Source organism: Mycobacterium sp. NPDC050441, assembly GCF_040655355.1.
Classification (GTDB): domain Bacteria; phylum Actinomycetota; class Actinomycetes; order Mycobacteriales; family Mycobacteriaceae; genus Mycobacterium.
The window spans coordinates 17,740-39,083 of the sequence record NZ_JBFAJS010000005.1; the positions used below are offsets into that span (position 1 = coordinate 17,740).

Below are 21,344 nucleotides of genomic sequence, written 5' to 3' on the forward strand. Positions count from 1 at the left end.
GAGCAATCTCCTTGTTTTGGGCTTTATTTCAAGTTCTCGATGGTGTTGGCAAGTTCGGCCCCGGTCATCGGTTCGCGCGCCACCATCAGGATGGTGTCGTCACCGGCGATGGTGCCGACCACATACGGCAGGGCAGCGCGATCGATCGCGCTGGCCAGGTAATGCGCCGCCCCGGGCGGGGTGCGCAGCACGGCAAGGTTAGCGCTGGCGTCCGTCGATACCAGCAACTCCCCCAACAACCGGGTCAACCGTTCGGTGCCGCCGGACACACCCCGCACCGGGCTGCCGTCCTCGGGCACCACATACACGCCGACGCCGCCGTCGGCGCCACGCAGTTTCACCGCGCCGAGTTCCTCCAGGTCCCGCGACAGCGTGGCCTGGGTGACCTCGATGCCCTCCTGGCCCAGCAGGGCGGCCAGCTCGGTCTGGCTGCTCACCGGCCTGGCCGACAGGAGGGAGATGATGCGGGCCTGACGGCCGGCGCGGGTCGGTGCGCTCACGTCAGGCTCGGTCCAGGAGCCACACCAGCATGGCCTTCTGCGCGTGCAGCCGGTTCTCGGCCTCGTCGAACACCGCGCTCTGCGGCCCGTCGATCACCTCGTCGGTGATCTCGTGACCGCGGTGCGCCGGAAGGCAGTGCAGCACAATGGCTTCCGGGTCGGCGCGCTTGAGGAGGCCGGCATTGACCTGGAACGGGCGGAACGGCCGCACCCGGTCGAGCCCGTCGTTCTCCTGGCCCATCGACGTCCAGGTATCGGTGACGAGCACGTCGACCCCGTCGACCCCGGCCTGTGCGTCATCGGTGAGGGTGACGGTCGCCCCGGTATCGGCGGCACGGCGCTTGGCGGCGTCGACGAAGTGCGGGTCCGGTTCGAAACCGGCAGGTGCGGCAATGGTGACGTGGATGCCTGCGGTGACCCCGCCCAGCATCAGCGAGTGCGCCATGTTGTTGGCGCCGTCGCCCAGATAGGTCATCCGCAACCCGGCGAGGTTGCCCCGGCGCTCGGCCAGTGTCTGCAGGTCGGCCAGTACCTGGCAGGGGTGGAATTCGTCGGACAGCGCATTGACAATCGGGACGGAGGCACCACTTGCCATGGCAGTCAACCGCTCCTGGGCGAACGTGCGCCACACGATCGCGTCGACGTAGCGGGACAACACCGCCCCGGTGTCCTCGAGGGTTTCCTCGCGGCCCAACTGGGTGCTGCGGCCGTCGACCACCACGGCATGCCCGCCGAGCTGGGCGATGCCCATCTCGAACGAGAACCGGGTGCGCGTCGAGTTCTTCTCGAAGATCACCGCGACCCCACGCGGGCCTTCGAGCGGACGCCGCGAGAACGGCGCCTTCTTCAGCTCGGCGGCCAGGGCGAGCACCTCGGCCTGCTCTTCGGGCGACAGATCGTCGTCACGCAGGAAATGCCGGATCATGAATCAGCCTCCACAACGGTATCGAGAACGGTGGGCAGAGCGGACAGGAACGTCTCGATCTGCGGTTCGGTGATGATCAGCGGCGGCGCCAGCCGGATCACGTCCGCGGCAGCGGCGTTGACCAGGAAGCCGGCGTCGCGGGCCGCGGCCTCGACGGCCTTGGCGCTCGGCGCGGTCAGCACCACGCCCTGCAGCAGGCCCTTGCCCCGGACGTGATCGACTAGCGGATGGCCCAACTCCTCGATGCCGTGGCTCAGGGTCTTGCCGAGCACTCCGGCGCGGGCGATCAGATCCCCGTCGGTCAGCGCCTTGAGCACACCCAGCGCGGCCGCGGTGCACACGGGGTTGCCGCCGAAGGTGCTGCCGTGCAGGCCGGGCGTGAGCAGATCACCGGTCGGCCCGATGGCCAGGCAGGCACCGATCGGCAGCCCGCCGCCCAGGCCCTTGGCCAGTGTCACGATGTCGGGGGTGATGCCGTCGTGCTGGTGGGCGTAGAACGCACCGGTACGCCCGACGCCGGTCTGCACCTCGTCGAGGACCAGGAGCGCCCCGCTTTTTGTGGTGATGTCGCGGGCTTTCGCCAGGTAGCCGGCGGGCGGGACGACGACGCCGCCCTCCCCCATGATCGGCTCCAGGAACACCGCGGCGGTATCCGAATCAACCGCAGCCGCAAGGGCTTCGGCGTCCCCGTAGGGCACATGGGTGACGTTGCCCGGCAACGGCTCGAAGGGCGCCTGCTTGGCAGGCTGGCCGGTCAGGGCGAGCGACCCCATCGTGCGGCCGTGGAAGGCGCCTTGGGCGGCAACGATATTCGTCTTGCCGGTGAGCCGCGTGATCTTGAAGGCCACCTCGTTGGCCTCGGTGCCCGAGTTGCAGAAGAACACCCGCGCCTGGGTGCCCAGGTGCCCGACCAGTGCCTCGGCCAGCGCGATGCCCGGTTCGGTGGCATAGAGGTTGGAGGTGTGGCCCAGCGTGTTGAGCTGGGTGGTGACGGCCTCGATCACCGCGGGGTGGCGGTGCCCGAGGAGGTTGACCGCGATACCGCCGAGCAGGTCCAGGTAGGACTTGCCGTCGGTATCGGTGACCACCGCGCCGTCACCGCTGGCCAGCGCCAACGGCGGGGTGCCGTAGTTGTTCATCATCACCGCTTCCCAGCGGTCCTGGAGGGTCACTTGGCCACCACTTTCGTTCCAGTTCCTTCATCGGTGAAAAGCTCGACGAGCACGCAGTGTTCGACGCGACCGTCGATCACGTGCGCACTCGGCACCCCGCCGGCCACCGCCCGCAGGCAGGCCTCGATCTTCGGGACCATGCCGGATTCGAGTGACGGCAGCAGCTGTGTCAGTGCGGCCGTGTCGATCTCGGTGACCAGCGAGGAGCGGTCGGGCCAGTCGGTGTAGAGGCCCTCCACATCGGTGAGCATGACCAGCTTCTCGGCACCCAGCGCCTCGGCCAGTGCGGCGGCCGCGGTATCGGCGTTGATGTTGTGCACCACGCCGTCGACATCCGGACCGATGGTCGAGACCACCGGAATCCGGCCTGCCGCGATGAGATCCAGTAACGATTCGGCGTTGACGTGTTCGACGTCGCCGACCAGCCCGATATCAGTGGCCACCCCGTCCACGGTGACACTGCGCCGCACCGCGGTGAACAGATGAGCGTCCTCACCGGTGAGACCCACCGCGTACGGGCCGTGCGCGTTGATCAGGTTGACCAGCTCCCGACCCACCTGACCGAACAGCACCATGCGCGCCACATCGAGGACCTCGGGTGTGGTCACCCGGAAGCCGCCCTTGAAATCGCCTGGAATGCCGAGCTTCTTGAGCATCGCGCTGATCTGCGGTCCGCCGCCGTGCACCACCACGGGGTGAATGCCGCAGTTGCGGAGAAACACCATGTCGGCGGCGAAGGCCGCCTTGAGGGTGTCGTCGGTCATGGCGTTGCCGCCGTACTTGACGACGACGATCTTGCCGTGCAGTTCCTTCAGCCACGGCAGCGCCGAGGCGAGCACCTGGGCCTTGACGGCGCGCTCGATGGCTTGGCTCATGAGCTGTAGGCGGAGTTCTCTTCGACGTAGGCGTGCGACAGGTCGGTGGTCCTGATGGAAGCACTGTGGCCTCCCTCCGAGCCCACAGCCAGATCGACCACTACCACAATGTCCTCGCCGGACAGGTCGACATCGCGCGCACCCGGGGCACCGGCCCCGTCGATGCAGACCGGAGAACCGTTGAACGACACGCTGATCCGCTCCGGATCCAGCTCCACCGGCGCGATGCCGACCGCGGCCAGCACCCGGCCCCAGTTGGGGTCGGAGCCGAACAGCGCGGTCTTGACCAGGCTGTCCCGGGCGATGATGCGCGCGGCGACCAATGCGTCGTCCTCGCTGTCGGCGCCGGTGACGGTGATGACGACGCGCTTGGTGACGCCTTCTGCGTCGGCCTGCAGCTGCGCGCACAGGTCGTCGCAGACCCGCAGCACGGCCTCGTTGAGATCGTCCTGACTCGGGGCGATCTCGCTGGCGCCCGACGCGAGCAGCAGCACGGTGTCGTTGGTCGAGCAGCTGCCGTCGACGTCGAGCCGGTCGAAGGTCAGTGCCGCGGCCCGCTTGAGGGCGATGTCCAGGGCGGCAGCGTCAACGACCGCATCGGTGGTCAGCACCACCAGCATGGTGGCCAGCGACGGTGCCAGCATCCCGGCGCCCTTGGCCATCCCGCCCAGGGTCCAGTTCTCCCCCGACTCCACCGAGTGGTGCAGCGCAACCTGTTTCGGCACGGTGTCGGTGGTCATGATGGCCCGCGCCGCGTCGTCTCCGCCGGTCAGACCGCCGGCGATCTCGTGCACGATCTCGGTGACACCGGCCAGCACCTTGTCCATCGGCAACCGGTCACCGATCAGACCCGTCGAGCACACCGCAACCTCGATGGCACCGGTCTCGGTGCCCCAGTCGCTCAGCGCGGAAGCAACCGCCTCGGCGGTGGCGTGGGTGTCCTGGAAGCCCAGCGGGCCGGTGCAGGCGTTGGCGCCACCCGAGTTCAGGACCACCGCACGCAGCCGGCCGGTGGTCAGCACCTGCTGCGACCACTGCACCGGCGCTGCCTTGATCTTGTTGCGGGTGAACACCCCCGCCGCGGCGTAGTCCGGCCCCTCGTTGAACACCAGCGCCAGGTCCGGTGCGCCGGATGCCTTGATACCGGCGGCGATTCCGGCCGCCCGGAAACCCGCAGGGGCGGTGACCCCTTGGGTGCGGACCAGCTTGCTGCCAGTTGTCACTTGCTCAGGCGACATTGTCGCCTCCGGCTCCGGTGTCACGGTGCTACTCCCACGATCGACAGTCCTTCGGTTTCCGGCCAGCCCAGCGCCAGGTTCATCGACTGCACCGCGGCGCCGCCGGTGCCCTTGGTGAGGTTGTCGATGGCGGCGATGGCCACCATGGTCTGCGCCTCCTGGTCCACGGCGACCTGGATCTGCGCGGCATTGCTGCCGATCACCGAACCGGTCCTGGGCAGCTGCCCCTCGGGCAGCAGGTGGATGAACGGCTCTGCGTCGTAGGCCTTTTCGTAGGCAGCCCGGATCTCGTCGTTTGAAGCCTGGGTCCTGGCGGTGCAGGTGGCCAGGATGCCGCGGGAGGTCGGGATCAGGACCGGGGTGAAGGAGACGGTGACGTCCTTGTCGGTCACCGCACGCAGGCCCTGGGCGATCTCCGGGGTGTGCCGGTGCTTGCCGGCGATGTTGTAGGCGCGTGCCGAACCGATCACCTCCGAGCCCAGCAGGTCCACCTTGGCGGACTTGCCCGCGCCCGAGGTGCCGCTGACGGCGACGACCGTGACGGCCGGTTCGACCAGATCGGCAGCGACGGCGGGCAGGAGCGCCAGCAGTGCGGCGGTCGGATAGCAGCCTGGCACCGCGATGCGCTTGGCGCCCTTCAACCGGTCCCGGGCGCCGGGCAGTTCCGGCAGCCCGTAAGGCCAGCTGCCGGCGTGCGCCGAACCGTAGAACTTCTCCCAATCGGCGGCGTCGGTCAGCCGGAAGTCGGCGCCGCAGTCGATGATCAGGGTGTCGGGACCGAGCTGTTCGGCCAGTGCGGCGGAATGACCGTGCGGCAGTCCGAGGAACACCACGTCATGACCCGCCAGCACCTCGGCGTCGGTGGGTTCCAGAACGCGCGAGGCCAACGGCAGAAGGTGCGGGTGATGCTCGGCCATGCTGGTCCCGGCGCTGGAGGCCGCGGTCAACGCTCCGATGGTCAACCGGCCCTCAGCGTAGGCCGGATGCCCGAGCAGCAATCGCAGGATCTCTCCGCCGGCGTAGCCGCTGGCGCCGGCAACCGCTATCGAAGTCATGCGGCAATTCTGCATTGTTATGCATGCAGATGCAAACTCATTAATTGGCCTTGGCGACGTCTCCGCGGAGCGCGTCGTACAGCCAGCGCTGAATGCTTCCGACAGTAGTCATCTCACCTGCAATCTCACCATAAAGGTCCCAGTACCGACGGATGCGCTGATCGTTGTCGGCGCCCGCGTTCGCGGTGAGCGCGCGTCGAAAGCGAGGCGTGTCCCGATCTCGGCGGGCCCGGGCGTGGGCGTCGACGAATCTGTCGACGGCGGGTCCGCCCGACGGCGGTTGTCCGGACAGCACGAGCGGCAGGGCCATGTCGCACGCCTCGGCGACACCGGTGACGAGGCCGCGACGATCGGTGATGCGCGTTGCCTCGAACCGCCACAGCTGCCGGCGCATCGCGGCAACGAACGCTGGCTGCTGCGTGACTTCCACGAGCGCGGCATATGCCGCAACGCGGGCGGGGCTCGGCTCGCCGGGCGGTTGCGGGACGGTCATCTCCACGAACCCATCGAATGCGTCCGGGGAGGCCGCCCCGGCGAACAGTCGCCGCCAGAACTCGACCAGGACGTCATGCCCGCGCCGTCCGTCCTGCGCGGTGGACAGCACCTCCAACGAGGCACGACGCCTCGTCAGGTTGACCAACTCCGCCTCGACCGCACGCCGTTCGGCGGTCACCGCGTCGTGGATCGAGATACGGCCCGTCAGAACATCGCCGATGGCACCGAGACCGAGGCCGAGTGTCCGGAGGCGCCGGACAAGCAACAGCGATTCGACAGCGGTGGCATCGAATACGCGGTGTCCACCGGAGCTGCGACGCGACTCGAGTAGGCCCTCGTCGCAGTAGAAGCGGATCGTCCGCACGGGCACCCCGCTCAGCCGCGACAACTCGCCAATGCTTGTGCTGTGCATCACAGTCGCTTGAACCTCCACCCCACTGGAGTTCCTAGCGTAGGTCGCAGACGAAGGGAACACAGATGAACACCGAGGAGATCTGGCGGGCCGTCGACACCGAACGGTGCGGCCTGCTGCAATTACTGGAACGGCTCACCGCACCGCAATGGCGTCACGCCAGCCTGTGCGATGGGTGGCAGGTCCGCGATGTCGCCGCCCATGTGGTGCTCTCGACCCACGCCGACGTCGGTCGAATCCTGGCCAACCTGCTGCGCGCTCGCGGCAGTGTCGACCGCATGGTGTGCGATACCGCGATTCGGCACGCGGCGAAGACCGGCGACCTCGAGCTGCTCACCGAGATGCGTGGCACGATCGGTTCCCGCTTTACCGCGGTCGGCACCACGCCGACGGATCGGCTGATGGACCTGCTCGTACACGGCCAGGACATCGTGGTTCCGCTCGGCCTTCATCGCGAAATGCCGCCTGAGGCAGCGCGGCTGGCGATCGAACGGGTCTGGAACCCGCGGTTCCCGTTCCGTGCGGCAAAGCGGTTGGCCGGCTACCGGTTACGCGCAGTCGACACCGAGTGGGTCGCGGGAGCCGGGCCGGTGATCGAAGGACCGGTTTCGGCGCTGCTCTTGCTGGCGACCGGGCGCGATTCGGCTGCGCTGCCCCACCTCAGCGGCGAGGGGGCCGCCTCATTACGCCGAGCAGTCACGGAATCGCATTGACGAGCAATCGGTAAAGCGATTCCCGGTCTGCTCGCTGAGAACTCAGCCGCGCAGGACCGCGCCGACCCGCTCGCCCGCCACGGCCACGGCCGCGTCGCGGGCGGCACTGGCCTCGTCCTCGGTCAAGGTCCGGTCGGCAGCGCGGAACCGCAGGGCCAAGGCGAGTGACTTGCGTCCCTCGCCGACCTGCGGGCCGGTGTAGACATCGAACAACCGGACGTCCTCCAGCAGCTCGCCGGCTCCGTCGCGCACCGCGTCGACCACCGCACCGGCGGCCACGTCGTCGGCCACGACCACGCTGATGTCCTGGAATACCGCCGGGAACGGCGACACCGACGGTGCCGGCAGCACCTCGACGATCGGCACGGCATCGAGGTCGAGTTCGACGGCGCAGGTTCCCTTGGGCAGCCCCGTCCGCTCGACGACCGCCGGATGCAGCTGGCCGGCGTAGCCGACGGTGGTGTCGCCGACCAGCACCTCGGCGCAGCGGCCCGGATGCCACGGCAGCTCCTGGGCCGCGCGCAGGGTGAACTCCACCCCGGCGGCCCGGCCGATCACGCGGACCGCCTCGAACGCGTCGGCGGCCTCCACCGGACGTCCCGGACCCCACGGCCCGGCGGGCTCCCGCAGTCCGGTCAGCACCGCGGCGACGTGCTGCGGTTGATGCGGCAGCGAGGCGTCCAGCCCGGCGATCTCCTCGTCGGTGGGCCTGCGGTCATTCGGGATGCGCTCAACCGAGCGGGTCTGCTCGGTGGGGTGCACGACCTGCTGAATCGCGAACAGGGCGACGTCGGCCGCACCACGGGAGACGTTGCGGCCCAAGGCTTCCAGCAACCCGGGCAGCAAAGTGGTGGCCAGCTGCGGCCGGTCGGCCTCCAGCGGGTTGAGCACTTTGGTGGCGTTGCGGCGGGCATCGTCCGCGGCCAGGCCCCATGCATCGAACACCCCGGCGGGCAGGAACGGCGTGGGCAGGATCTCGACGAAACCGGCCAGCGCCAACGACTTCCCGATTGCGCGGCGACGCTTCTGGACCGCGGTCAGACCACGGCCGGCCGGCGCGGTCGGCAGCACCGACGGGATGGACTCCAGACCCTCCAGCCGCAGCACCTCCTCCACGAGGTCGGCACGCTGCCGCATGTCGGGCCGCCAGCTCGGCGGGGTGACAGTGAGCGGATCCGAACCGCTGACGGTGGCGCCGATCTGGGTGAGCCGGCGGGCCGTGGTGCCTGCGGCGTAATCGACGCCCGCAGTGCGGTCGGGCAGGTCAGCCGGGATCTCGACGGCCGGTTGGGACCAGTCGGTGCGCCCGTCCGCGCGCCAGTCAGTGAGCTTCGGTTCGACGGCGCCGCCGGCGATCTCGGCCAGCAGGGTCGCGCAACGATCCAGTGCGGCAACCGAAATGGCCGGGTCCACGGACCGCTCGTAACGGCGACCGGCCTCGCTGGCCAGGTGCAGACGACGCTGGGTGCGCGACACCGCGGACGGATCCCACACCGCCGCCTCAAGCAGCACGTCGGTGGTGGAACCGCGCACCTCGGTGGTGCCCGCGCCCATCACGCCGCCGATAGCGGCGGTCGCGACGTCGTCGACGATCAACACGTCGGCCGAGTTCAAGGTCCGCTCGACATCGTCGAGGGTCACAACCTTCTCGCCGTCGCGGGCGAAACGCACGTCGAAGCCGCCGGTGATCAGGCTGCTGTCGTGGGCGTGCATGGGATGACCGAGTTCGAGCATGACGTAGTTCGTCACGTCGACCGCCGGGGAGATGGCGCGGATACCGCTGAGCGTCAAACGCCGCTGCATCCACCACGGCGACACCGCCGCCGGGTCGATGCCGGTGACCGGGCGCAGCCCGAAGCGCTGCACCCCGGTGCCGGGCTGAACGGTCAGCGGCCAGGCCTGCGCCTCAGCGGGCAACGGCGGCACGTCGGCGAGGTCGACGAAGTCCAGGTCGTGAGCACATGCGATCTCGCGGGCCAGGCCACGGACCGACAGGCAGTAGCCGCGATCGGGCGTGATCGCCAGATGGAACACCACATCGTCGAGACCCAGGACCTCGGCGGCCGGGGCGCCCGGAGCAGCGGTGCCGGGCGGCAGGACGAGGATGCCCGCGCCCTCGACGCCCAGGTTCATCTCCGACGCCGAGCAGATCATGCCATCGGAGACCCGCCCGTAGGTCTTACGCGTGGCGATGGTGAAGTCACCGGGCAACACGGTGCCCGGCAGCGCCACAACCACCAGGTCATCGACCGCGAAATTCGTTGCCCCACATACGATGTCACGGAACTCGCCGTCGACATTCTGGATGCCGACATCGACCTTGCAGGCCCGGATGGGTTTCTTGAACTCCGTGAGTTCCTCGATCTCGGCGACCCGGCCGATGGTGAGCGGACCGCTCACCGGGCCGGTCGGGATGATCTCCTCGACCTCGTGGCCGATCCGGATGAACGTCTCTTCGAGTTCCTCGACCGAGGCGTCCCAGTCCGGGGCGCCGGCGCGGACGGCCTCACGCAACCAGCTGAAAGGAATGCGCATCAGGCACCGACCCCGAACGGCAGCGAGAACCGGACATCACCCTCGACCATGTCGCGCATGTCGGGAATTCCGTTGCGGAACTGCAGGGTTCGCTCCAATCCCATTCCGAAGGCAAAGCCCGAGTAGACATCCGGATCGATACCGCAGGCGCGCAACACATTCGGATTGACCATGCCGCAGCCACCCCACTCGACCCAGCCGGGGCCGCCCTTCTTGCCGGGGAACCAGATGTCCACCTCGGCCGAGGGCTCGGTGAACGGGAAGAAGTGCGGACGGAACCGGGTACGCCCCTCCGGCCCGAACTGGGCCCGCGCGAAGGCGTCCAGCGTGCCGCGCAGATTCGCCATGGTCAGACCCTTGTCCACCGCCAGCCCCTCCACCTGGTGGAACACCGGCGTGTGCGTGGAATCCAGTTCATCGGTGCGGAAGGTCCGCCCGATCGAGATGATGTAGACGGGCAGCTCGCGCTCCAGCAGCGCGCGGATCTGCACCGGCGAGGTATGGGTACGCAGCACCTGCCTCGATCCGTCCGGGGCGACCTGGAAGGTGTCCTGCTCGCTGCGGGCCGGATGGTCCGGCGGGAAGTTGAGCGCGTCGAAGTTGAACTGCTCGGTCTCGACCTCCGGGCCCTCGGCCAGCTCCCAGCCCATCGCCACGAAGGTGTCGGCGACGTTCTCGGCCAGGATCGTGATCGGGTGCCGCGCGCCCAACGGCTGGCGCGTCGAGGGCAACGTCACATCGATGCGTTCGGCGACCAGCACCGCGGCGTCGCGCTCGGCACGCAGCGCGGCCAGCCGCTCGTCGTACGCGCGCTGGGCCTCACCACGGGCAACGTTGACCCGCTTTCCGGCGTCGGCGCGGTCCGCCTTCGGCAGCGTCGCCAATGCCTGGCGGGCCAGGGCGATCGGGGCACGATCACCGAGGTGCTCGGTCTTGGCGCGAGCGAGCGCGTCGAGGTCACCGGCCAGCTCAAAGGCATGCCGGGCGGCGCTGACGGCTTTGGTCAGGGCTTCTTCTGAGAGATCACTGGGCGGCTCAGCCACCCGGCGATCATAGGTGATGGCCTGATCAGGCTTCGAATCCGTTTGCCCTCGGCTCCGACTGAAACCTGCGACGACGAAGTCGGCCACGGGATCTCGCCCGCGGTGGCGGGACTGGCCGGCATTCTCGCCTCGGTATCGCCGAAGGCCGACCCAAGGCCCGCGGCCGCTACGACCGCTGGGTAGCCAAATCAAATTAGCGCGCGAGGCGCCCGATGAATGCCGTTACGCTTGTGAACGGATCGATCTCGCCGCCTCAGGACTGTTTGCCGGACGCAGCCTTTTCGTATATTCCGCTGCCCCGGTCAACTGCTTTACGGTGCACAGTCTTCACCGGCGGAAAGTTCGTGCTGCCGCTACAACAATTGCTACAGAAGGTGGCCAGGTGGATCGTCAGAAGTTGGCTGATGAGTGGGATGACGGGATCTCGCCCGCGGTGGCGGGACTGGCCGGACTGGCCGAACCCTACGGAGTCGCCCTGGACTACTCAGCCCAATCACTGCGCGCACTCGAACACGTCATCACCACCCTGTTCCACCAACCCGACGACCTGTTCACCGACGGCGACCGCCCTGTCATCCGCGCCCTGACCGCCTACATCGGCCTCACCCTGACCCACCTCACCACCGGACGCTGGGACTGGGACAACCAACCCGGCTTCGCCGAACACGCACAACCCACCCTCACCGACACCGCGCTACGCGACCGCATCACCACCACCTACTGGGGCTGGGACGACAACCCCGCCGGCACCCCAGCCGGCATCCCCATCGCCGTACCCGGTGACGGACTCGGACTCCACCCCGTCTCACCCCTGCACCTTCTCTTCGCCACCGTCATCGACCAGCCCACCAACGCAGGACCACTGGTCCAGACCTTCACCGCCTGGAGCGAAAAGGTCACCACCCCACCCCCACCCGGCGTCGTCGGCATCGACCGGCTGACCAGCCCAGCACCCTCACCCGTCCTCGACGACTGGCTGGCCGCCCGCCAACGCGACTTCCCACAATGGGCCAACCGCTACCCCGGAACCTGGGACTTCACCCCCGAATCCATCGACCGCCTCACCGACCTCATCCACCACCACACCCCCACCGTCGAAGCCATCAACGACCCCGCCAACACCGACCTACTCGCAGGCGCCTGCTGGTACCTCGGCGAAATGCTGCGCCGCAGCCGCCCCTCCCGCTGGGTCTACCGGGATTACCTGACGAAACCCGGCGACCCTGCCCTCGCCGAGTACGAAGTGCAGAGCAATGACGACAGGGATGTGACGAGCCCGTTCCGGCTCTTCCGCCTCGGCATCACCAAAGGCCAACCCAAAGCCCGCGGCTACTACGACCGCTGGGCCGGAAAGCCATGACACGGCACCGGCTCGCGGTTTACTCGGTGGTGTTCGCGCTCGTCATCGCCACCGCGACGTGGCTGGGGGGTCCGACTGCCCGCGCCGAGTACGGGGCCTACGGCGAGTGCACGACTGGATTTGCCCTTCCAGGGTTCGATGCCACCGAGGTGGCACCTCAGGACAAGACGACCGAGTACAGATACCCCGGCCTCGACCTCGGGCTGGAAGCGGTCGAGGAACCGTCGGACGACGAGTTGAGAATTCTCGACGACGAACATCAGCCCGGCGGCACCGAGAATCACATGCTCATCGCCTGGCGTAACCACATAGACAGAAAAGCTGCGGCCGGCGCTAAGCCGATGGCCTTCGGGCGGTGGAAGGCGAACTACATCACCGTCATCAAGAATCGGCGCGTCGGACCTGCCTTCGAAGACTTTCTGTGGAACGAACTGTGGAAGCTGTCCGACAGCGGGTCGGCGGGCTGGATCAAGGGCTCCAAGATCGACCCCGGGATCCTCCCGAACGGACCGGTGTTCGATATCACCAACGTCGACAACAAGATTCCGAAACGGCTGTGGACCATCGTCGAAGCCAAGTCCGGGGACTCGCTTTCTTCGCATGCAAGAAATCAGTTCAAGGAACACGTCAAGATGGCCGGCCAAACCGGGTCCTCGTTGGTGATGATGTTCGGCAAGCTGCCCAGCCCCGCCACGCAGCGTTGGATCAAGCGCACCCTCGATCAGCTGAGGAATGACAACGTCGCCATGCCGACGGCAGTGTGCGTCAAGTACTGGCCGACGAAGGCCGTACCCGAAGACCCGGGCGGTCCAGGTGGCCCAGGTGGCGCGGCTCCACTGCCGCTCCCGCTGGGAGACGCACCGGACAGCCCCGAGGATGAGGCGGTCAGAGACGAGATCGAGGTCGCACTCGATCAACCCGCCACTCCGGCACAACAACCAGCGCAACCGGCTCCCGCGCAGCAACCGAAACCGAAACCGGCGCCCATCGAGGTTCAGGCCGGTCAGGCACCTGCACCACAACAGCAACCGGCGCAACCGCAGGCGCCACAGCAGAGGCCGGTGCCCGCACCTGCGGTTCCAGCTCTCCCGGCCCCGCAAGCGCCTGCGGCACCGCCACCGCCACCGCCGATCGTCATTCCGGCGCCGGCCCCCATACCCGTGCCGATACCGGCAGCGCCGATTCCCGTACCGGTACCGGTGGCGCCTGTACCCGCTGCGCCGGCCCCGGTGGTCGCCCCGGCTGCCCCGGCACCTGCAGCCCCCGCAATGGGCTACGGCGGTATCGATTTCTCGACTCTCGAGTTGCGCTATGTCACCGACACAGTCGCAGGCAAACCGGCAATGCAGTACGCGTTCCGTGCCAGCACCACGTCCGACGATGGGGCGTCCTACGGCGGGCAGCGCAACGCCCAGATGGCCATGGACGCCTTCCACGTCTGGATGGCGCTGTCCCCCGACAAGTTCTGGGTCAACCTGAATCCCACCGAGCCAGACCGTGTCATCGACGGGGAGTTCGCCAAGACCCAAGCGGGCAAGGTACTGCTTGACGCGGACCTCGAAATGAAGGAGGCGTCGGGCCGGCTACAGCGAGACGACACCCCGCTCGGCAAACGATTCGAAGATGCACTGCGTGGCACGGACAAATGCTTCCTGGGCCGCCGGCAATGGATAGAGCCCACGCCGGCCACCGTTCGGGAGGACGGCGACCAGCTGTACATCATCGACGCTCCACTGACTGTCAAGGTCGGGCTCGAGGACAGCGATATCAGCCCGAACGAATCGTGCGACGGCCAGGATCCGGCGATCACCGCACAGAACGGCAAGTTGTACCAGGACATGATCATGCCTGCGGTGGTCGAGGCGATCAATCATGATCCCGAGTTCGCCGATCTGCGCCGGGTGTACGCCAGCCGGATCGCTGCCGAGTGGTACCGGAAGCGCAACGCGGAGAAGCCAACCCAGTATGCCGATGTCATCGATTCGGGCAACGTCTCCGCGTGGACGGTGCCGTGGAATTCGCGTGAGGTCTTCGACCGCTACGTCTATTCGTACACCCACGCCAAGCCGACCTTCAGTTGGAAGACCGAGGACGCAGCCGGAACGTGGACTCGGGGCCGCTCCTGGGGAGGCGTCGACTTCAGCAAGATCGAACTGAAGGACGTCGGCGAACAGGAATTCACCACGAAGTACGCGTCCATCGCCACCGCCGCGGGCCCGTCGATCGTAGGCCCGATCGAGCAGCAGTCCAGTGATGGCATCTGGATCGGCGACATCATCACTTCTGTTCCGCTGAAACAGATTTGGCCGCAGCAACCGACGTCCTGGACGCCGTACGACATCCCGAGCCCCGCGACTTCGAAGCCGTTCTTCTATCTGCTGGTGACCTTGCCTGTGGCCGCCTGGCTCGCAACCGGTGGCGTGCTGTGGTGGCGCCGCCGCAAAGCCGGAACAGGAGCCTGACCGTGTCGCGGGATCCCTTCGGTAACTACGATCCGTTCGCCGACACGGCGCCACCGCAGTGGACCGCGCCACCGCGGCCGGCTCCAGCTCCGGCACCGCGGCCGGCTCCGCCACCAACCGCGCCGGCTTGGACCGGGGTGCTACACCACGCAACGCCGGAGCCTCCCACGCCACCCCCGCACGCCGAGTCGCCCACGGTGCGTCCCTGGGAGGCAGGCGGCCCGCCGTGGACGGTCTTCCTGGCCAGTTACCTGGTGGGTGGGATCGCCGCGCTGCTCGTGGTCGGCGCCATCGGCACGTTGCTGGCGCTACCTGAGCTCGAATTCATCTACGGCGGCACCACATTTCCCGGTGTGACATTCGCCGCGGTTTCGGTTGGCGTCGCCGGGGCACTGGTATGGCTGGCCTTTCAGTACGCCCGCCGACGTGGAACCGCGCGAATACCGATGCTCATCGGCATCGCGGTCACCGCAGCCGTCGCCATCGTGAGCATCGTGCTGACCCCCGGGGGCCAGGTCTCCTGGTTCAGGACACTGACGCTGATCCTCAGCGCCGCAGTGCTTCTCCTGGCCATCGCGATCGTGGTCCTGATCCTCCAGCCGAAGTCCAAGTCCTACTTCGTCACTCCGTCAACCGCAGACCAGCTGACGATGCTCGGATTCACACCCGCCGCGCCCGCGCCGAACAGCGCGCTGCCTGCGGAACCCGACACCGTCAGCACCAGGCCGGTCGCTCCGCCACCCACGCACGCACCGCCTCCACGACCGGCGCCCCCACCCCCGACGGGACCCCGACAGGACTACGACCCTTTCCAGTAGAACCGAGCAGCGCTTGTGCGGGTTGCACCGCGCCCCTACGCGCCCGGCGCCCCGTCACCCTCATGTTCGCCGGCCGGCCACCGCCTGGAAATTTTCACCCGGTACATCACCAGATCATCGGGTACGCCCTCGGGCTTCGCCGAAAAGATCTGCCGCCGCTCACGTTTGACGGTCACACCCAAAGTGGTGAGCTCGTCGTCCGAGATGCCCTCCAGTGTGGTGTGCGACACCACCAGACCGCCGCTACCGGCCCGTGCCATCACCCGGGCGGCGATGTTGACATCGACGCCGAGCCAGTCCGACCCGATGCGCTGCGGACGCCCGGTGTGGATGCCGACGCGCATCCGCGGTGCGTAACCGTCCAGGTCGATGTTCTTGACGCCCTCGAGTGCCACGAGCATCGCCCGCAGGGCGGTTTCCGGCTCGGAGAACACCGCCATCATTCCGTCGCCCATGCGTTTGACGATGTAGCCACCGGCCTCGAGCACGGGCGGTTCGATCACCTGAGCCACCCGTCGCAGCAACCGCAACGTGGCGTCGTCGCCGGAGCGCAGCGACCACGACGAGAAACCGACCAGGTCGGTGAACACCAGCGTCACTTCGGGATTGGCCGGGGTTCCCGAGACACGTTCGGTCAGCGCCTGCCAGACCTGCAGCGCGCCCAGGCTCACCTCGCGCGAGGCGGCATCACGGTCCAGCAGCCGGTCGGCCACCCGTGCGGCCGCCCGCGGTCCGCCCTCGCCCGAAGCCGAGAGGCGGTCACCGAAGTCCGGATCCCCGGGCAACGCCCGGCGCACCCGCCGGACCACATCGACGACGGCTGGGCTGCGATTGGTGCGTTGCAGCCACCCCAATGGTCCCGGCAACCCGGGTGCCTTCACGGGGCGCTGCCGTAGCGCCTGCTCGATATCCCCGACCTCGCCGGACGGGTCATCGAACGGCTCGCCATCCACAGCGCAAGAGTAAGTGGCGCGCGGACCGGACGGCAATCGCGCCACGAGCGGGTATGCCCGCACTCCCCCGGCGTCGGCAAACCCACCTGGTCACAGCCCTGTGGCGCCACGGTAGCCGCAGAGTAACAGTGCGCGACGACGCGCCGCAGCCTCATAGACAACACGCGTTGTCACTACTATCGTTGAGCTCAGCTGTGATTCACGTCATGACGAGTCGATGAGGACGAAATGACCACACGAGCCACCACTGGCATCGAGCACGATCCACTCGGCCCGGATTCGCTGACCTGGAAGTACTTCGGTGACCTGCGCACCGGGATGCTGGGCGTCTGGATCGGCGCGATCCAGAACATGTATCCCGAACTCGGCGCCGGCGTCGAGGAACACTCGATCCTTTTACGCGAACCGCTGCAGCGCGTGGCCCGGTCGGTGTACCCGATCATGGGTGTGGTCTACGACGGCGACCGGGCAGCTGACACCGGCGCGCAGATCAAGGGTTTTCACCACACCATCAAGGGCGTCGACGGCCAGGGCCGGCGCTATCACGCGCTGAACCCGGAGACGTTCTACTGGGCGCACGCCACGTTCTTCATGCTCATCATCAAGACCGCGGAGTATTTCTGCGGCGGTCTCACCGAGGCAGAGAAGCGCCAACTGTTCGACGAGCATGTCCAGTGGTACGGCATGTACGGCATGAGCATGCGGCCAGTCCCCAAGACCTGGGAGGAGTTTCAGGAGTACTGGGACGCCAAGTGCCGCGACGAGCTCGAGATCAACCGGGCCACCCTCGACATCTTCACCATCCGGATCCCCAAACCGTGGTTCGTGTTGATGCCGACGCCGGTGTGGGACCAACTCTTCAAACCCCTTGTCGGGGCGCAACGCTGGATCGCGGCCGGCCTGTTCGACCCGGCAGTGCGGGAAAAAGCCGGGATGCGTTGGACCCCGGGCGACGAGGTCCTGCTGCGAATCTTCGGCAAGATGGTCGAATTGGCGTTCGTCGCGGTGCCCGACGAGATCAGGCTGCACCCGCGCGCCCTGTCGGCCTACCGCCGCGCGGCCGGGAAGCTACCGGCCGACGGCCCCCTGGTCGAAGCACCTGGCTTCATGGCCCCACCCCCCGACCGCCGAGGGCTGCCGATGCACTATCGGCCACACCACAAGACCCTGCTGGACCGGGCCGGCGCGCTGGTGCACACCACCTTCTCCCTACCCGCCCTGCGGCGGCCCGCCCGGCGCAGTGCGGCCTGACTTTTGACGCCTGTCTAAGCTGTCGAGATGCTTGATTGGTCTGATGTCGACATTGCCGTCCGGGACGCAGTACGCGAGTTCGTGGACAAGGAGATCCGGCCCCACCTCGACGAGCTGGAAAGCGGCGACATGGAGCCGTATCCGATCGTGCGAAAGCTGTTCGCCACGTTCGGCATTGACGCCCTCGCCAAGGAATCGCTGGACAAGCGGCTGGAGAAGCTGCGCAGCGGTGACAGCAAGCCCTCCGGCGCCCGCGGTGGAATGTTCGGCGGCAGCGGTTCGCCGGGCATGGGATTCGTCCTGATCAGCGAACTGTGCCGGGTGTCGATGGGCCTGGTGACCGGGCTGGGCGTCAGCTTGGGCCTGACCGTGTCGACCATCCAGAGCCGCGGCACCCTGGCCCAGCAGGAACGCTGGCTGCCCGGTCTCGTGACCTACGAGAAGATCGGTGCATGGGCGATCACCGAACCCGATTCGGGCTCGGACGCCTTCGGCGGCATGAAGTCCTATGTGACGCGCGACGGTGACGACTACATCCTCAACGGCCAGAAGACCTTCATCACCAACGGGCCCGACGCCGACGTCGTGGTGGTCTACGCCAAGCTCGACGAACGCGACGGGGCCGACAAACGCAACCGGAAGGTGCTGACCTTCGTACTCGACCGCGGCATGGAAGGCTTCGTGCAGTCGAAGCCTTTCCGCAAGATGGGCATTCACTCATCGCGCACCGGCGAGCTGTTCTTCAACAATGTCCGGCTGGGACGCGACCGTCTGCTCGGCGAGACCGAAGGGTCCGACGACGGGGCCGACGAGGGCCGGGCCAGCGCCCGGTCGAACTTCTCGGCCGAACGCATCGGGGTGGCCGCAATGGCACTGGGCGTCATCGAGGAATGCCTGCGGTTGAGCGTCGACTATGCCAAGACCCGCACCCTGTGGGGCCAGGAGATCAGCCAGTTCCAGCTCATCCAGCTCAAGCTCGCCAACATGGAAGTCGCCCGGATGAACGTGCGCAACATGCTGTTCCGCGTCATCGAATCCGCCGAGAAGGGGGTTTCGATCTCCCTCGCCGAGGCTTCGGCGATCAAGTGGTACTGCTCTCAGGCGGCAACCGATGTTGCGATGGAGGCAGTGCAGCTGTTCGGCGGCAACGGCTACATGACCGAGTACCGGGTGGAGCAGTTGGCCCGTGATGCGAAGTCGCTGATGATCTACGCCGGCAGCAACGAGGTGCAGATCACCCACGTGGCACGGGGTTTGCTCAGCTAGCCCACTCGGTCAGCCCACGACGGCGAGCGCGTCGATCTCCACCAGCATGACCTCGTGCGGGAGGTCGACGAACACCGTTGTCCGGCATGGAAGCTGATCGGACTTCACGTTCTCGGCGATGAACTCGCCGTATACCTCGTTCATGGCCGCGAAATCCTCGCGCTTGGTGAGGTAAACCCGGAACATCAGGACGTCGTCGACACCGGCGCCGCCGGCCGCCAGGATCGCCTTGACGTTTTCCAGCGTCCGGCGGGTCTGCGCCTTGACCTCGCCTTTGCCGATGTAGGTGTTGGTCGCGGGGTCCATCGGACCCTGCCCCGACACCTGAAGGAATCCGCCCTTACGAATGCCCTGGCTGAAGGTGTGAGCGGGTGCCGGTGCGTCGTCGGTACGGATGACCTTCGAATCAGACACGTGAAATCTCCTCTGTTTTCGTGTTTTCGATTTTTGCGGGTGGATCAGGAGGGTGGACGGTAACCGCATTCGGCCGAGATGCGCCGGGTTACCGCCTGTAGCGGCGGCAGAAGTTCCAGCACCCGCTCGAAGGGCAGCACCACGTCGGGCACCGACACCGAAACCGCAGCGACCACACGGCCATTCGCACCGCGGATAGGCGCCCCCACGCAGTTGATCGACGGCTCGTTCTCTTCACGGTCCTGGGCCCAGCCCTGGGCGCGTACGGTCTCGATTTCCCCGAGATAGGCCTCCGGCGTGGTGATCGTGTTCGCGGCACGCCGGGTGAAGTCCATCCCGGCAACGATCGACCGCAGTTCGGCATCGGACAGGTCGGCGAGAATCACCTTGGCGACGGCGGTCGAATTCAGATTGGCGGTCAAGCCGATTCGCGAGTACATGCGGATCTGATCGTGTGATTCGAGCTTGTCGATGTAGACGATGTCGCCGCCTTCCATCGCGGCGAGGTGAGTGGTGCGGCCGTACTCGCGGTTGAACGCGACGAGGTGCCGCGAGGCGATCTGGCGGATCTCCCGCTGATCGGTGCCGTGGGCGGCGAGTTCGAAGATCCGCGATCCGAGGTGATACCGGTTGTTGTTGTCGCGGAAGGTGAACCGCTCGTCGGACAGGGTGCGCAGCAGCCTCATCACGGTGGTCTTGTGCACATCGGTGGCGGCCGCCAGCTCGTCCAGGCCGGCCGGGCCGTTGCCCAGCTGAATCAGCAACTGCAGGGCGCGCGCGACGCTCTGGCTCACCGCCTGCTCCCGCACACCGTAAACCCGGCCTCGCCCACCCTCGTCGCGGCCCACTCCCCGTCCGTGCAGGTGAGCAGATGCTCGATCAGCTCGTCGGGTGGTGGTGGCGCGGAATCCGCCGCGACAGTGAGGGTGACGGCGGCTCCGATGTGCCCGCGCCGCAGGCACGATTCTGGATCTTCATCGAGGACGACGCCGCTGAGGAATCCGGCGGCGAAGGCGTCGCCTGCGCCCACTGGTTCCACGACCTCGACGCGCAGCGCGGGAACGACGAACTCCTCGCCGAAGCGGTCGACGGCCAGCGCCTGATCCGCGCCGTCCTTGATGACCAGTGTCGCGGGGTCCGGCAAGATGCGGCGCAAGGCAATTGGGTCGTCGGTTCCCATGACGCGCAGCGCCTCGTCAGCGCCCACCAACACCACGTCGGCCAGGTTGGCCAGCGCGACCACCTCGGCGGTATCGCCGTCGGGCCACAGCTGTTCACGCCAGTTCACATCGAAACTCACCGGCCCGGCGATGCCGGGTCGATCGATCAGTAGTCGGCGCATCATGGCCCGGCAGGTCGGCGACAGGGCCGGGGTGATGCCGCTGCAGTGCACCACCGATGCGTGCGCGAAGGCGGCCGCAACCGCCGGCGCATCCAGGAATTCGGGTGTCATTGCCGACGCCGCCGACCCTGCCCGGGTGTAGTGGCTGACGGTGCGCGGCTCCCCCGTGCCATCCGGGGCGGCCACCTTCGCGTAGTGCCCGGTGGGCCGGGCCGGATCGATCTCGACAGCGGAGATGTCGACGCCGCGCGCGGTCAATTCGGATCTGATCAGGGCCCCGTATTCGTCGTCGCCGAGCCGGCCGATGAAGGAGGCGGGAATGCCCCAGGCGGCGAGTCCGGCCGCCACGTTGGCTTCCGCACCGGCCAGGTGCAATGCAGCTTGAGCACCGGCCAGGTGCAATGCAGCTTGAGCACCGGCCAGGTGCAATGCAGCTTGAGCACCGGCCAGGACCAGCGCTTCACCGAGGCAGGCGACGCCGCCGACGGTATCTGTGGGCGATTCAGGCACTGCAG

The 21,344-nt window shown here is 67.5% G+C and carries 19 protein-coding genes; 6 read left to right on the top strand and 13 right to left on the bottom strand.

Annotated features, from left to right (window positions below):
- Positions 1 to 23 precede the first annotated feature (23 nt).
- The 7 genes from AB0I14_RS15740 to AB0I14_RS15770 are packed head-to-tail and all read right to left on the bottom strand — an operon-like array spanning position 24 to position 6,672.
- The gene (locus AB0I14_RS15740; RefSeq protein ID WP_358022940.1) at positions 24 to 500 is read right to left on the bottom strand and encodes an arginine repressor; all 477 of its coding nucleotides are present in this window, start codon (positions 498 to 500) and stop codon (positions 24 to 26) included.
- 1 nt (position 501) lies between these two features.
- Entirely contained in the window at positions 502 to 1,425 is a 924-nt protein-coding gene (gene argF / locus AB0I14_RS15745; RefSeq protein WP_358022942.1) for an ornithine carbamoyltransferase, read from the bottom strand.
- Positions 1,422 to 2,567, bottom strand: coding sequence for an acetylornithine transaminase (locus tag AB0I14_RS15750; protein ID WP_358024289.1), 1,146 nt, complete (start codon positions 2,565 to 2,567; stop codon positions 1,422 to 1,424). The genes argF and AB0I14_RS15750 overlap by 4 nt, the downstream gene beginning before the upstream one ends.
- Positions 2,568 to 2,593: 26 nt before the next feature.
- On the bottom strand, positions 2,594 to 3,472 hold the full coding sequence (gene argB, locus AB0I14_RS15755; protein ID WP_358022946.1) for an acetylglutamate kinase: 879 nt from the start codon (positions 3,470 to 3,472) through the stop codon (positions 2,594 to 2,596).
- On the bottom strand, positions 3,469 to 4,710 hold the full coding sequence (gene argJ / locus AB0I14_RS15760; protein WP_358022949.1) for a bifunctional glutamate N-acetyltransferase/amino-acid acetyltransferase ArgJ: 1,242 nt from the start codon (positions 4,708 to 4,710) through the stop codon (positions 3,469 to 3,471). Before argJ ends, argB begins: the two co-directional genes overlap by 4 nt.
- Before the next feature lie 20 nt (positions 4,711 to 4,730).
- Positions 4,731 to 5,765, bottom strand: a complete 1,035-nt coding sequence (argC, locus tag AB0I14_RS15765) for an N-acetyl-gamma-glutamyl-phosphate reductase (RefSeq protein ID WP_358022952.1) — start codon at positions 5,763 to 5,765, stop codon at positions 4,731 to 4,733.
- Positions 5,766 to 5,805: 40 nt separating this feature from the next.
- Positions 5,806 to 6,672, bottom strand: a complete 867-nt coding sequence (locus AB0I14_RS15770; RefSeq protein WP_358022955.1) for a MerR family transcriptional regulator — start codon at positions 6,670 to 6,672, stop codon at positions 5,806 to 5,808.
- Between the two features lie 65 nt (positions 6,673 to 6,737).
- On the opposite strand from AB0I14_RS15770, the gene AB0I14_RS15775 reads away from it, so the two are divergent.
- Positions 6,738 to 7,385 (top strand): maleylpyruvate isomerase family mycothiol-dependent enzyme, encoded by a 648-nt coding sequence (locus tag AB0I14_RS15775; RefSeq protein ID WP_358022958.1) that lies wholly within the window; start codon positions 6,738 to 6,740, stop codon positions 7,383 to 7,385.
- A gap of 42 nt (positions 7,386 to 7,427) precedes the next feature.
- Here the strand turns inward: AB0I14_RS15775 and pheT are convergent, their stop codons facing one another.
- Entirely contained in the window at positions 7,428 to 9,920 is a 2,493-nt protein-coding gene (gene pheT, locus AB0I14_RS15780; protein WP_358022961.1) for a phenylalanine--tRNA ligase subunit beta, read from the bottom strand.
- Positions 9,920 to 10,963: a phenylalanine--tRNA ligase subunit alpha gene (gene pheS, locus AB0I14_RS15785; protein WP_358022964.1), complete on the bottom strand. Its 1,044-nt coding sequence runs from the start codon at positions 10,961 to 10,963 to the stop codon at positions 9,920 to 9,922. Before pheS ends, pheT begins: the two co-directional genes overlap by 1 nt.
- Before the next feature lie 382 nt (positions 10,964 to 11,345).
- On the opposite strand from pheS, the gene AB0I14_RS15790 reads away from it, so the two are divergent.
- From AB0I14_RS15790 to AB0I14_RS15800, 3 genes are read left to right on the top strand one after another with little or no spacing between them, the layout of a single operon-like run.
- Entirely contained in the window at positions 11,346 to 12,323 is a 978-nt protein-coding gene (locus tag AB0I14_RS15790) for a hypothetical protein (RefSeq protein ID WP_358022967.1), read from the top strand.
- Positions 12,320 to 14,785 (top strand): hypothetical protein, encoded by a 2,466-nt coding sequence (locus tag AB0I14_RS15795; protein ID WP_358022970.1) that lies wholly within the window; start codon positions 12,320 to 12,322, stop codon positions 14,783 to 14,785. The genes AB0I14_RS15790 and AB0I14_RS15795 overlap by 4 nt, the downstream gene beginning before the upstream one ends.
- A gap of 2 nt (positions 14,786 to 14,787) precedes the next feature.
- Positions 14,788 to 15,603: a hypothetical protein gene (locus AB0I14_RS15800; protein ID WP_358022973.1), complete on the top strand. Its 816-nt coding sequence runs from the start codon at positions 14,788 to 14,790 to the stop codon at positions 15,601 to 15,603.
- A gap of 35 nt (positions 15,604 to 15,638) precedes the next feature.
- On the opposite strand, the gene AB0I14_RS15805 is transcribed toward AB0I14_RS15800, so the two are convergent.
- Positions 15,639 to 16,511, bottom strand: a complete 873-nt coding sequence (locus AB0I14_RS15805) for an adenylate/guanylate cyclase domain-containing protein (protein ID WP_358024293.1) — start codon at positions 16,509 to 16,511, stop codon at positions 15,639 to 15,641.
- 273 nt (positions 16,512 to 16,784) lie between these two features.
- Here AB0I14_RS15805 and AB0I14_RS15810 point away from each other — a divergent pair, with 273 nt between their 5' ends.
- Both AB0I14_RS15810 and AB0I14_RS15815 read left to right on the top strand, forming a co-directional pair.
- Complete coding sequence (locus tag AB0I14_RS15810) at positions 16,785 to 17,807, top strand: oxygenase MpaB family protein (RefSeq protein ID WP_358022977.1); 1,023 nt, start codon at positions 16,785 to 16,787, stop codon at positions 17,805 to 17,807.
- A 27-nt stretch (positions 17,808 to 17,834) separates the two neighbouring features.
- The gene (locus tag AB0I14_RS15815) at positions 17,835 to 19,073 is read left to right on the top strand and encodes an acyl-CoA dehydrogenase family protein (protein ID WP_358022979.1); all 1,239 of its coding nucleotides are present in this window, start codon (positions 17,835 to 17,837) and stop codon (positions 19,071 to 19,073) included.
- Positions 19,074 to 19,082: 9 nt separating this feature from the next.
- Here AB0I14_RS15815 and AB0I14_RS15820 read toward each other — a convergent pair whose 3' ends face one another.
- Genes AB0I14_RS15820 through AB0I14_RS15830 form a run of 3 tightly spaced genes read right to left on the bottom strand, consistent with a single transcriptional unit; the run spans position 19,083 to position 21,339 of the window.
- A complete protein-coding gene (locus AB0I14_RS15820) occupies positions 19,083 to 19,487 on the bottom strand; it encodes a Rid family hydrolase (RefSeq protein ID WP_358022981.1) in 405 nt (134 codons plus the stop codon).
- A gap of 44 nt (positions 19,488 to 19,531) precedes the next feature.
- Positions 19,532 to 20,281, bottom strand: a complete 750-nt coding sequence (locus AB0I14_RS15825) for an IclR family transcriptional regulator (protein WP_358022983.1) — start codon at positions 20,279 to 20,281, stop codon at positions 19,532 to 19,534.
- Positions 20,278 to 21,339: a sugar kinase gene (locus tag AB0I14_RS15830; RefSeq protein ID WP_358022986.1), complete on the bottom strand. Its 1,062-nt coding sequence runs from the start codon at positions 21,337 to 21,339 to the stop codon at positions 20,278 to 20,280. Before AB0I14_RS15830 ends, AB0I14_RS15825 begins: the two co-directional genes overlap by 4 nt.
- Positions 21,340 to 21,344: the final 5 nt, after the last annotated feature.